Genomic DNA, 13,026 nt, shown 5'->3' with positions numbered 1-13,026 from the left:
ACGGCGCGGCGGATCGCGGGCGGGCTGCTCGCGATGGCGGCCCTCGCGTACCCCGGCTGCGCGCGCGACCGGGACGAGGTGGTCCTGCGCTTCTGGGTGATGGGCCGCGAGGGCGAGGTGGTGGCACAGCTCATCCCGGAGTTCGAGGCGCGGAACCCCGGCATCCGCGTGCGCCTGCAGCTGCTGCCCTGGACCTCCGCGCACGAGAAGCTGCTGACCGCCTTCGCGGCCGACGCGCTGCCCGACATCGTGCCGCTCGGCAACACCTGGATTCCCGAGTTCGCGGCCATCGGTGCGCTCGAACCGCTGGATGCGCGGATCGCCGCCTCGCCGGCGGTGGACCGCGGCGACTACTTCGAGGGCATCTGGGACACCAACGTCGTGGACGGGCGCACCCTCGGGGTGTCCTGGTACGTCGACACGCGCCTGATCTACTACCGCAAGGACCTGCTCGCCCGCGCGGGCTACGACGCGCCGCCGACGACCTGGGCCGGGTGGCGCGAATCCATGCGCGCGGTCAGGCGCGTGGTGGACCCCGACGCCTACGCCATCCTGTTCCCGCTCAACGAGTACGAGCCGCTGGTCGCACTGGGACTGCAGTCCGGGGAGCCGATGCTGCGCGACGGCGGCCGCTACGGGAACTTCCGCGGCCCCGGCTTCCGCGAGGCCTTCGCCTTCTACCTCGGCGCCTTCGAGGAAGGGCTGGCGCCGCGCATGTCCAACACCCAGATCTCCAACGTCTGGAACGAATTCGGGCGCGGCTACTTCGCCTACTACGTGTCCGGGCCGTGGAACATCGCGGAGTTCCGGCGGCGCATGCCCGAGGCGCTTCAGGAGCAGTGGGGCACCGCGCCCCTGCCCGGCCGCGACGGTCCCGGCGCCTCGGTCGCGGGCGGTTCCAGCCTGGTGATCTTCCGCTCCTCGCGGCACAAGGACGCGGCGTGGAAGCTCGTCGAGTTCCTGTCGGAGCCGGCGATGCAGGAGCGCTTCCACGCCCTCACCGGCAACCTGCCGCCGCGCCGATCGACCTGGGCCGCGCCCGCCCTGCAGGCCGACCCGCACGCCGCGGCCTTCCGCGAGCAGCTCGAACGCACCCGCCCCACGCCCAAGGTCGCGGAGTGGGAGCGCATCGTCATCGAGATGCAGCGCATGGCCGAACGCGTGGTGCGCGGCCAGCAGACCGCCGACGAGGGCCTGGAGGCGCTGGATGCGCGGGTCGACGCCATCCTCGCCAAGCGCCGCTGGGTCCTGGACCGCGAGGCCGGGCGCCCCGACCCGACCGAGACCGCGCCATGAGGCCGGGACTCGCCGGCTGGATCTTCGCCGGCCCCGCGCTGGTGGTGATCGCGGTGTTCTTCGGCCTGCCGGTGCTGGCCGCGCTGGCCCTGAGCCTCACCGACTTCGACCTGTACGCGCTGGCCGACCTGCGCAACCTGCGCTTCGTCGGGCTGGAGAACTACGTCGAGCTGCTGCGGTCGCCGCCGTTCTGGAAGGCGCTGGGCAACACCGTCTACTTCGTCGTGCTGGGCGTGCCGCTGTCCATCGCGCTCTCGCTCGGCGCGGCGCTGCTGCTGCATTCGCAGGTGGCGCGCTTCAAGGGCTTCTTCCGCACGGCGCTGTTCGCGCCGGTGGTGACCACGCTGGTGGCGGTCGCGGTGATCTGGCGCTACCTCTTCCACACCCGCTACGGCCTGGTGAACTACGGCCTGGGCTGGCTCGGCATCGATCCCGTGGACTGGCTCGGCGACCCGCGCTGGGCGATGCCGACCATCGTCCTCTTCGCCGTATGGAAGAACTTCGGCTACAACATGGTGATCTTCCTCGCCGGCCTGCAGGCCATCCCCGGCGATCTCTACGAGGCCGCGCGCATCGACGGCGCGGGCGCCTGGCGCCAGTTCCTGCACATCACCCTGCCGATGCTGGCGCCGGTGCTGCTGGTGGTCGGCATCATCACCATCTCCGGCTACTTCCAGCTGTTCGCCGAGCCCTACGTCATGACCCAGGGCGACCCGATGCAGAGCACGGTCAGCGTGCTGTACTTCATGTACGAGGAGGGCTTCAAGTGGTGGAACCTGGGACGCGCCTCGGCGGTGGCCTTCCTGCTGTTCCTGATCATCCTGGCCGTCACCACCGTGCTGCTGCGCAGCGCCCGCCGCCGGGGCCACGCATGAGCCGGCGCGTGGGCGAATCGCCGATGGTCTCCGCGCTGGTCAACGGCCTGCTGATCGGACTGGCCGCCATCGCGCTGGCGCCGCTGCTGTGGATGCTGTCGGTGTCCTTCATGCAGCAGGGCGAGGCGAGCGCCTTCCCGCCGCCGCTGCTGCCCGCGCGCTTCACCCTCGACAACTACCGCGAGCTGTTCGCGCGCGCGGGCATGGGCCGCTACTTCCTAAACAGCGTGCTGGTCGCCGGGGGCATCACCGTCCTGTCGCTGGCCTTCAACCTGATGGCCGGCTACGCCTTCGCCAAGCTGCGCTTCGCCGGGCGCGAACGGGTGTTCCAGACCCTGCTCGCCGCACTGGTGATCCCGGCCCAGGTGGCCATGCTTCCGCTGTTCCTGATGATGAAGGGGCTGGGCCTGGTCAACACCTACGGCGGCGTGGTCGTGCCGGCGCTGGCGACGGTGTTCGGCATCTTCCTCGTCCGCCAGTACGCGCGCTCGATCCCCGACGAACTGCTGGAGGCGGCGCGGATCGACGGCGCGGGCGAGTTCCGCATCTTCCGGCAGATCGTGCTGCCGGTGCTCAGGCCCATCGTCGTGACGCTGGCGATCTTCACCTTCATGGCGGCATGGAACGACTTCATGTGGCCGCTGATCGTGCTGACCGACCAGGAGAACTACACCCTGCCCGTCGCGCTCGCCGCGCTCTCGCGCGAGCACGTGCAGGACAGCGAGATGATGATGGCCGGCGCCGTGGTCACCGTGCTGCCCGTGCTCGCCCTCTTCCTGCTGCTGCAGCGCCACTACATCCAGGGACTGCTGCTGGGCAGCGTCAAGGGCTGAGCCGCGTGCGCCGGCGGCCCGAACAACGAGGAGACTCCGCGTGATCCATGCGCCGCACCGCGTCGTCCGCATCCTGCTTCTCCCGGCCGTGGCGGCCCTGGCGGCCTGCGGCGGACCGGCATCCACGACCGCGCCCGCCGGGAGCGGTGCGCCGGCCGTGGCGACGCCCGGGCCGGAGCGGGTGATCGACGACTTCGAGGGCCTCGGCCCCTGGGAGGTCGCCGTCTCGGACCAGGTCGTCGCCCGCCTGCGCGCGGTGGACGGCGCCGAAGGCCGTGCGGCCTGCCTCGACTTCGACTTCAACGGCGTGTCCGGCCACGCCGCGATGCGGCGCAGGCTGCCGATCGCCTATCCCGACGAGTACGCCTTCTCGTTCCGCCTGCGCGGCGACGCGCCGGTGAACGCGCTGCAGTTCAAGCTGCTCGACGACAGCGGCGACAACGTGTGGTGGGTGAACCGCCCGGACACCCGGTTTCCGCAGGAATGGACGGAGGTGCGCTACCGCAGGCGGCACATCGACTTCGCCTGGGGCCCGCGCGAGGACCGCAGGCTGCGCGAGAGCGCCCAGGTCGAGTTCACCGTCTACGCCGGCGAGGGCGGCGCGGGCGAGGTCTGCTTCGACCGGCTCGCCCTGCAGGAACTCCCCGTCCCGCCCGCCGAACCGCCCGTGCCGGTGGCGACCGCGAGCAGCGAGCGCGCCGGCGGCGACGCCGGCCGCGCCGTCGACGGCGATCCGTCCAGCACCTGGATCAGTGCGGCCGCGGGCGCGCAGACCCTGGCACTGGACCTGGGCCATGCGCGCGAGTTCGGCGGCCTGGTACTGCACTGGGCGGCGGGTCGCCATGCCACCCGCTACGACGTGGAGGCGTCCGACGACGGGCGCGACTGGCGCAGGCTGCGCGGCGTGGTCGAGGGCAACGGCGGCACCGACTGGATCCACCTGCCGGAATCGGAGGCGCGCCACCTGCGCCTGGTCCTGCACGCCGGCCCCGGCGATGCCTATGCCCTGTCGGAGATCGAGGTGCGCGACGTCGCCTTCGGCGCCGACCGCAACGCGCTGGTGACGGCGATGGCCGAGACCCGGCCGCGCGGCCACTTCCCGCGCGGCTTCCACCGCGAGCAGAACTACTGGACCCTGGTCGGCATCGACGGCGGCCCGGAGCAGGGCCTGCTCTCCGAGGACGGGGCGGTGGAGATCGGTCGCGGCGGCGCGACCGTGGAGCCCTTCCTGCTCGACGACGCCGGAACGCTCACCACCTGGGCCGACGTCGCGCCCCGGCAGTCGCTGGCGCAGGGCTACATGCCCATCCCGAGCGTGCGCTGGCAGGCCGGGGACCTCGCCCTCACCACCACCGCCTTCGCCGACGGCGACCGCGACGCCTCGCGGATGCTGGTGCGCTACACGCTGGAGAACACCGGCGCCACGCCACGGGCGACCACGCTCGCGCTCGCGGTGCGCCCGCTGCAGGTGAACGGCCCGGTGCAGTTCCTCACCACGCCGGGCGGGGTCAGCCCGATCCGCGCCCTGGCCTGGGACGGCGAGCACGTCCGCATCGACGGCGCCCCCCGCATCCGGCCGCTGGTCGCGCCGGACGGCTTCTTCGCGACGTCCTTCGATGCGGGCATGGACGTGGAGCGCCTGTCGCAGCGCCCGCACCCCGATGCGCAGGCGGTCGAGGACGAGGCCGGCCTCGCGTCGGGCGCCCTGCTCTACCGCGTCGCGCTCGCGCCGGGCGAACGCCGCACGATCGCGCTCGACGTCCCGCTCTCGGGCACGCCCGCGCCGCTGCCGGCGGGCGCGCTGGACGCCGTGCTCGACGCCGTCCAGCGACGCGTCGAGGCCGGGTGGCACGAGAAGCTCGACCGCGTCGCCATCCGCGTTCCCGAGCGCGCGCGGGTGCTGTCCGACACCGTGCGCACCGCGCTGGCGCACATCCTGATCAACCGCGACGGGCCGATGATCCGGCCCGGCACGCGCTCCTACGCACGCGCCTGGATCCGCGACGGCACGATGACCTCCGAGGGCCTCATGCGCATGGGCCACGTCGAGGTCGCGCGGGCCTTCCTGGAGTGGTACGCGCCCTACCAGTTCGACAGCGGCAAGGTCCCCTGCTGCGTGGACGTGCGCGGTTCCGACCCGGTGCCCGAGAACGACAGCCACGGTCAGCTCGTGCACCTGATCGCCGAGACCTGGCGCTACGGCCGCGACCGCGCCCTCGCCGAGGCGATGTGGCCGCACGCCGAGGCCGCGCTGCGCTACATGGACGCGCTGCGCCGCTCCGAGCGCACCGAGGCCAACCTCGTGCCGGAACGTCGGCCGCAGTACGGGCTGATGCCGCCCTCGATCAGCCACGAGGGCTATGCGGCGAAGCCGGCCTACTCCTACTGGGACGACTTCTGGGCGCTGAAGGGCTACAAGGACGGCGCACGGCTGGCGGAGGCGCTCGGCCGGGAGGACGCCGGCTGGATCGCCGCCTCGCGCGACGAATTCCACGCCGACCTGATGGCCTCGATCCGCGCCAGCGCCGCGCTGCACGGCATCGGCTTCATCCCCGGCGCGGCGGAACTGGGCGACTTCGACGCCACCTCCACCACCATCGCGCTCTCGCCCGGCGGCGAGCGCGCCAACCTGCCGCAGGACCTGCTGCACGGCACCTTCGAGCGCTACTGGAACGAGTTCGTCGCACGCCGCGACGTGGACCGCACGTGGGACGTCTACACGCCCTACGAGCTGCGCAACGTCGCGGCCTTCGTCCGCCTCGGCTGGACCGCGCGCGCGCACGAACTGCTCGACTTCTTCCATGCCGACCGCCGCCCCGCGGCCTGGAACCAGTGGGCCGAGGTGGTCGCCCGCGAGCCGCGCCGGCAGGTCTTCATCGGCGACATGCCGCACGGCTGGGTCGCCTCCGACTACATCCGCTCCGCGCTGGACCTGTTCGCCTACGAGCGCGAGAGCGATGCGGCGCTGGTGATCGCCGCCGGCGTGCCGGACGACTGGCTCGACGACGGCGGCGTCGCCATCGAACGCCTGCGCACGCCCTGGGGCGAATTCGGCTACGCCCTCTCCCGCGAGGCCGGCACGACCACCCTGCGCATCCCCGCCGACGCGGCCCTGCCCCCCGGCGGCATCGTCTTCCGCTGGCCCGGCGCGCAGGGGCCTGGCGCGACGCGGATCGACGGCGCACCCGCGACCTGGACCGACGACGGCGAACTGCGCATCGACCGCGTGCCCGCCGAGGTGGTGGTGCGGTAGGAAGGCCACCGCCGCGCCTGCGCGGGGCCGCACGGCGCGACGCGGCATACTCGGCACCTGCCGGCAGGTGCCGACGCCGCGACGCCACCCGCGGATCACGGCCGGCCTGCTATCCAGTCGAGGTCGTTTTCCCGGAGGAGCACATGCCCGCACGGATCGAGGACTACGCCATGCTCGGCAACTGCCGCAGCGCCGCGCTGGTGTGCAGGGACGGCTCCATCGACTGGCTGTGCCTGCCGCGCTTCGATTCCGACGCCATGTTCGCCGCCCTGCTGGGCGGGCCGGAGCACGGCCGCTGGTCCATCCGGCCCTGGGCGCCGGCGCGCAGCACCCGCAGCTACCGCGACGCCAGCCTGATCCTGGAGACGGTGTTCGAGGACGACCACGGCGCGGTCGCGCTGATCGACTTCATGGTCACCGGCAAGGGGCACGAGGAACACAGCCACCTGGTGCGCATCGTCCGCGGCCTGCGCGGACGCATGCGCCTGCACATGGCGCTGACCCTGCGCTTCAACTACGGGCGGACGATCCCCTGGATCACCCGCCAGGACGACGGCATCACCGCGATCGCCGGCCGCGAGCAGGTCGTGCTGCGCTCGCCGCAGACGCTGTGCAGCCACGACCTGGTGACCGAGAGCGAGATCGAGCTGGCCGCCGGCGAGAGCACCTGGTTCGTGCTGGGCCACGGCACCTCGCACCGCGAACGGCCCGGCGCCATCGATCCCGAACGCGCGCTCGCCGAGACCGAGCGCTTCTGGCGCGACTGGTCGCAGCGCTGCACCCCGGCCGGTCGCTGGACCGACGAGGTCCGCCGCTCGCTGGTGGTGCTGAAGGGACTGAGCTACCTGCCCACCGGTGCCATCGTCGCCGCGCCCACCACCTCGCTGCCGGAGAAGCTCGGCGGCACGCGCAACTGGGACTACCGCTACTGCTGGCTGCGCGACGCGGTGTTCACCCTGGTCGCCCTGCTCACCGCCGGCTACGTCGAGGAGGCCGCGGCCTTCAAGGAATGGACCAAGCGCGCGGTGGCCGGCTCGCCCGACCAGCTGCAGGCGCTCTACGCCGTGGGCGGCGAACGCCGCATCGACGAGTGGACCGTGGACTGGCTGCCCGGCTACGAGGGCTCCGCACCGGTGCGCATCGGCAATGCCGCGGCACGCCAGTTCCAGCTCGACATCTACGGCGAACTCGTCGGCGCCTTCTACTACGCGCAGACCCGCGGCCTGGCGCCGCCGCAGCATGCGCGCGACCTGATGCGCGCCTTCCTCAACGAACTGGAGCGGCGCTGGCGCGAGCCGGACGAGGGCATCTGGGAGATCCGCAACGCCCGGCGGCACTTCGTCCACTCCAAGGTGATGGCGTGGCTCGCCTTCGACTGCGGCGCCCGCGACGGCGTGACCGACGCCAGCCCCGCGACGCGCGCACGCTGGCGGGCGCTCGCCGAGGAGATCCGCGAGGAGGTCCTGCGCTGCGGCGTCCACCGCGACGGGTACTTCGTGCAGAGCTACGGCAGCGAGGCGCTGGATGCCTCGCTGCTGCTGATCCCGCTGGTCGGCTTCCTGCCGCCGGACGACCCGCGCGTCGCCGCCACCGCCGACGCCATCGCCGAGCGGCTGACCGTCGACGGACTGGTGCTGCGCTACGACACCGCGGACGCCGACGACGGCCTGCCCGGCGACGAGGGCACCTTCATCGCCTGCAGCTTCTGGCTGGTCGACAACTACGCCCTGCTCGGGCGCCTCGACGAGGCGCGGGCCCTGTTCGCGCGCCTGCTGGGCCTGTGCAACGACGTCGGCCTGCTCGCGGAGGAGTACGACCCGCGCGCGGACCGCATGCTCGGCAACTTCCCGCAGGGTTATTCGCACGTCGCCCTGGTGAACTCGGCCTACCGGCTGGCGGCCGCCGAGGCCGGCGCCGCGACACGCGGCGACGACCTGCATCCCTAGGCCCGCGGGCGCCGGGGCCGGACCTGGCGCCTACTCCTCCTGCGGCCCGGAGATGTGCTGCAGCTCGCTCATGCCGCCGGGCGCGAGGTCCTGCAGCAGTTCCATGAAGTTCCGGCCGACCAGGCGCTGGGCGCGACGCAGCAGGATGGGCACCGGGCTCGACGGCTCGGCGCGCGCGTAGTACTCGCAGATCTCGTCGATGCGCTTGACCACGTCGGCGGCGCTGGCGATGCGCGCGGGCGCAGCGGCGACCGCGGCGGCGCCGGCCGGCGTCGCCGCCGCGTCCGCCGTCGTGACCTCATCCCCGTCGCCTTCGCCCGCCGCGCCGCCCCGTGCGGCCCACTGCGGCTGCACGAACCTGTGCAGCTCGTGGAGGTCGCCGAGCAGCGGCTTGAGGTCCGGCGCCGCGGTGCCGATGCGGTCCATGAACAGCGCGTCGATCGCCCGCGCGTGCGCCAGCGCCTCGGCGACGGCGTTCGCGGAGCCCTCCAGCAGTTCCGGCGCGCAGTCCAGGCAGCAGGCCTCGATCTCGCTCAGCGTGGGCAGTCCCTCCTCGTCCGCACCGGCGGGCTTGATGCTGCCGTTGGCGATGCGCAGGTCGCGCAGGCTGAAGCGTCCCAGACGCGGCGACTGCACGAACGGCGTGGTGCGGAAACAGCCCAGCGGCCCGTTGAGGTCGGTCAGCGCCAGCACCGCATTCACCCGTGCGGTCGGATCGTCGTCGTCCTCCGCGTCGAGCTGCGGATGCACGTGCTCCCAGTGCTGTTCGAGCAGGCCCCGCACCAGGGCCAGGCCGTCGTTCCATCCGCCCAGGCCGCGCCGGCGCACCCAGGCGCTGCACAGGTGCGCCGCGACCCGCAGGTCGCGGGTGCGGCGGAACAGGGCCAGGGCCATGTCCTCGACCCTGGCCCAGTCCGGCTCCTCGGCGGCGATGACGCTGTCGCCCATGGCCCGCTCCGCCTTCGGCGTCGCGGCGGTCTCGAGCGCCAGGAACTCGGGGTCGTATTCCAGGTCGGTGCCGGCCGGCGCCTCGTCCCCGAGGGGAGCGAGCAGGGCCTCGATGCCGTGTTCGTTGCTCACTGGAGCCACATCCTCTGCTGTGCCGCCGCGCCCGGATGGGCGCTGGCGACGGGTTCGGACGCCGCCTGCGCCTCGACGCACTCGGGCGACGGGAAGTCGGGATCGCACTCCGGCTGCTGGTCGGCCGGCAGGCGGACGCCCGGCTGCACCACGCCGTAGGGCCGGTAGTTGGAGGCATCCGCGCCGAGGTCCACGTAGGCCACGGTGCGGTTGAGCGACGCCTGCGCGCGGCTGGAGAACACCGAGGTGGGCACGTTCACCGCATTTCCCTCGATCGGCAGCGGGGTTCCGTCGACGTGGGTCGCATAGAAGTAGGCCGGCGGGATGCCCAGCGCCTGGACCACCTGCGGTTGATGGCCGACGACGTAGATGGGCGAATCCATCGTGCCGATGCCCCCGGTCACCGCGTAGCTCCCGGTACCGTTGAGGATCGGCGCGGTTCCGGCCTGTCGCAGGCTGCCCTGCAGCGACAGGTGGAAGGCGGCCTCGCCGGCATCGACGGAATGGGCGCTGCCGTTGAGCGACGACAGGGTGAGGTCCTGCCCGTTGCTCAGGCTGAAGCCGCCGTGCGAACGGAAGTCGCCGAGAATACCGATGCGGTTGTCGACGAAGCCGTCGGCACCGCCGAGCCGCGTGGCGCCCCCGGCATGGCCGCTGAGCGTCCCGGCGCCGATCCGGCCCGCCCCACCCGCCTCGATGTCGCCATCGACCTCCAGGCGCACATCCCGGCCCTGTGCGGTCGCAGCCAGGGCGAGACCACCCTGCCCGACGTGCAGCGACAGCGGGCCGTCGGCGACGAGATCGCCGGTGACCGCCAGCGGGCCGGACGTGCGGAGCGTGAACGCGCCCGCGGTGAAGCCGCCCACCGCCGCGACGGCGTTGGCGCCCTCCAGCGAGACGACGCCGCCGGCGCGACCGGTGAGCGCATCCGCCGCGAGCGCCCCCCCCTGCTGGGCGATGTCGCCGCCCGCCTCCAGCGCCAGCCTGCCGGCGGCGATGTCGTGCGCCAGGACGATGTCGTCCTGCGCGCTGAGCGAGATCTCGGCGCCGCGCAGCGCGCCGTGCGTCGTCAGGCTGCCGGTGCCGTTGATCAGGGTCAGCGCGCCGCCACCGACGTCCAGCGCCGGCACCGTCAGCCTGCCGAGCGCGTGCAGCGAGACGTCGCCGCCGCCGCTGTCCAGCCCGAGCACGTGCAGGTCGTTGGCGTCGGCGAGGCGTACACCGTGCCCGCCGGCGCGCACGCCGCCGACGAAGTCGTTGCCGATGTCGTCCAGCACGATGTCGCCGTTGCCGGCCGCCAGCACGGTCTCGCCGCCGATGCGCAGCGCACCGCTCTGGCCGATGTCGCCGCCGTTGCTGCGCGCGTCGAGGTCGCCGCGGATGCTGCCCTGGCCCAGGTCCAGCTCGCCCTGGCTCGTCGCGGTCAAGGCACCGACGTCGAGCGTGCCGAGGGTCAATTGGTTCGCATCCCGGATCGTGGTGTCGCCACCGCGGAGATGGACGCCGCCCCGGAAGTCGTTGCCGCCGTCCGCCAACGTGATCGTGCCGGCCATGCGACTGCTGCCGCCCCCCGCCTGGCTGTCGATGCGCACGCTCCCCCCTACGCCGAGCGCTCCCGACTGCGTAACGGCACCGCCGTTCGTGGTCGCGACCAAGTCGCCCAACACACTGCCCCGACCCAGGCCGAGGTCGCCGTGGCTGGTCGCATTCAGCGCGCCCACGTCCAGCGTGCCCAACGCGAGGGCGTTGACGTCGCGGATGATCGTGTCGCCACCGATCAGGCTGACCACGCCACGGAAGTCGTTGCCTGCATCGGCGAGGGCGATGGCGTGGCCATTCGCGTCGATGGTCGTGGTGCCGCCGACGGTGAGCGCAGCGCGCTGGCTCACTGCGCCGCTGGCATCCACCGTGAGGTTGCCGGCGATGCCGCCCTGCCCGAGGTCGAGCGCGCCACCCGCAGCGACGTCGAGTGCGGCCACGTCGAGCGCGCCCAGCCTCAACCCGTTCGCATCCCGGATCGCGGTCGCGCCGCCGGCGAGGTTCACCGTGCCCGCGAAGTCGTTGCCGGCGTCGTCGAGCACGATGGCGTGGCCGTTGGCGTCGACGGTCGTGGTGCCGTCGACGGTGAGCGCACCGCTCTGCGTCACTGCGCCGCCCGCATTCGCCGTCAGGTCGCCAGCAATGTCGCCTTGGCCCAGGTTCAGCGCCCCGCCAGCGGTGGCATCCAGTGCGGTCACGTCGAGCGTGCCCAGCGTCAGCGCGTTCGCACCCCGGATCGCGGTCGCGCCGCCGGCGAGATTCACCACGCCCGCGAAGTCGTTGCCTGCGTCGGCAAGCGCGATGGCATGGCCGTTGGCATCGACGCGCGTCGTGCCGCCGACGGTGAGCGCGCCCACCTGGCTGACTGCCCCGCCCGCGTTCGCCGCCAGGTCGCCGGCAATGGCGCCCTGCCCCAGGTCCAGCGCGCCGCCGCTCACCGCATCCAGCGCGGCCACGTCGAGCGTGCCAAACCTCAGCGCGTTCGCGTCGCGGATCGCGACGGTGCCGCCGGCCAGGCTCACCGTACCGCCGAAGTCGTTGTCGATGTCGTCGAGCACGATGGTGTGGCCGTTGGCGTCGATGCGCGTGGTGCCGCCGACGGTGAGCGCGCCAGCTTGGCTTACTGCCCCGCCCGCGTTCGCCGTCAGGTCTCCGGCAATATCGCCCTGCCCCAGGTCCAGCGCGCCGGCAGCGGTCGCATCCAGTGCGGCCACGTCGAGCGCGCCCAGCGTCAGCGCGTTCGCATCCCGGATCGCGGTCGCGCCGCCGGCGAGATTCACCACGCCCGCGAAGTCGTTGCCGGCATCGGCAAGCGCGATGGCATGGCCGTTGGCGTCGATGCGCGTGGTGCCGCCGACGGCGAGCGCGCCGCTCTGGCTCACTGCCCCGCCCGCGTTCGCGATCAGACCTCCGGCAATGTCGCCCTGCCCCAGGTCCAGCGCAGCGGCAGCGGTGGCATCGAGTGCGGCCACGTCGAGCATGCCCAGCCTCAGCGCGTTCGCGTCGCGGATCGCGGCTGCGCCGCCGGCGAGGTTCACCACGCCCGCGAAGTCGTTGCCGGCGTCGTCGAGCACGATGGCGTGGCCGTTCGCGTCGATGGTCGTCATGCCGCCAACGGCGAGCGCACCGGTCTGGCTCACTGCGCCGCCCGCGTTCGCCGTGAGGTTGCCGGCGATATCGCCCTGCCCCAGGTCCAGCGTGGCACCGCTCGCCGCATCCAGCGCCGTGACGTCGAGCGTACCCAGCGTCAGCGCATTGGCATCGCGGATCGTGACGGTGCCGCCGGTCAGGCTCACCGCGCCACCGAAGTCGTTGCCGGCGTGGGTGAGGTCGATGGTCGCCCTGCCGGCGTCGAGGGCGCTGGTGCCGTCCACGGTCAGCGCACCCGACTGGGTGATCGCGTTCCCGCCGCTTGCGGCGACGAGGTCGCCGCCGATGCGGCCCTGGCCGAGGTTCAGGGCGCCGCCGCTGCTGGCGGTCAGGCCGGCCACGTCGAGCGTTCCGAGCGTCAGTCCGCCGGAATCGTGGATCGCTGCGACGCCGCCGGTCAGGGTGACCACGTCGCCAAAGGCGTTGCCGGCGTCGGCAAGCGCGATGTCGCCGCTGCCGGCGTCGATCCCTGCGGTCCCGCCGACCGACAGCGCGCCGCTCTGCCCCACGTTTCCACCGTTGCTGGTGGCGGTGAGGCTGCCGTCGATCCGGCC

7 protein-coding genes are annotated in these 13,026 nt (G+C 72.9%); 5 read left to right on the top strand and 2 right to left on the bottom strand.

What is annotated here, in order from left to right; translation table 11 throughout:
• The first annotated feature begins 33 nt into the window (after positions 1-33).
• From ACFO3Q_RS08085 to ACFO3Q_RS08065, 5 genes are all read left to right on the top strand, one after another.
• Positions 34-1,296, top strand: a complete 1,263-nt coding sequence (locus ACFO3Q_RS08085) for a sugar ABC transporter substrate-binding protein (protein ID WP_377004146.1) — start codon at positions 34-36, stop codon at positions 1,294-1,296.
• Complete coding sequence (locus ACFO3Q_RS08080; RefSeq protein WP_377004145.1) at positions 1,293-2,171, top strand: carbohydrate ABC transporter permease; 879 nt, start codon at positions 1,293-1,295, stop codon at positions 2,169-2,171. Before ACFO3Q_RS08085 ends, ACFO3Q_RS08080 begins: the two co-directional genes overlap by 4 nt.
• A complete protein-coding gene (locus ACFO3Q_RS08075; RefSeq protein ID WP_377004144.1) occupies positions 2,168-3,004 on the top strand; it encodes a carbohydrate ABC transporter permease in 837 nt (278 codons plus the stop codon). Before ACFO3Q_RS08080 ends, ACFO3Q_RS08075 begins: the two co-directional genes overlap by 4 nt.
• Positions 3,005-3,101: 97 nt before the next feature.
• Positions 3,102-6,257, top strand: coding sequence for a discoidin domain-containing protein (locus ACFO3Q_RS08070; protein ID WP_417291717.1), 3,156 nt, complete (start codon positions 3,102-3,104; stop codon positions 6,255-6,257).
• Positions 6,258-6,400: 143 nt separating this feature from the next.
• Positions 6,401-8,203 carry a glycoside hydrolase family 15 protein gene (locus tag ACFO3Q_RS08065; protein ID WP_377004142.1) on the top strand — a complete coding sequence of 601 codons (1,803 nt, stop codon included), beginning with the start codon at positions 6,401-6,403 and terminating at the stop codon, positions 8,201-8,203.
• A gap of 30 nt (positions 8,204-8,233) precedes the next feature.
• Here the strand turns inward: ACFO3Q_RS08065 and tssA are convergent, their stop codons facing one another.
• Together tssA and ACFO3Q_RS08055 are read right to left on the bottom strand one after the other, a co-directional pair.
• The gene (gene tssA, locus ACFO3Q_RS08060; protein ID WP_377004141.1) at positions 8,234-9,283 is read right to left on the bottom strand and encodes a type VI secretion system protein TssA; all 1,050 of its coding nucleotides are present in this window, start codon (positions 9,281-9,283) and stop codon (positions 8,234-8,236) included.
• Positions 9,280-13,026 (bottom strand): beta strand repeat-containing protein (locus ACFO3Q_RS08055; RefSeq protein ID WP_377004140.1); only part of this gene is annotated, 3,747 nt, incomplete at its 5' end. The genes ACFO3Q_RS08055 and tssA, both read right to left, overlap by 4 nt.

The organism is Coralloluteibacterium thermophilum, from assembly GCF_042654365.1.
Taxonomy (GTDB): Bacteria; Pseudomonadota; Gammaproteobacteria; order Xanthomonadales; family Xanthomonadaceae; genus Coralloluteibacterium; species Coralloluteibacterium thermophilum.
This window is presented reverse-complemented; position numbering and strand designations above follow the sequence as displayed.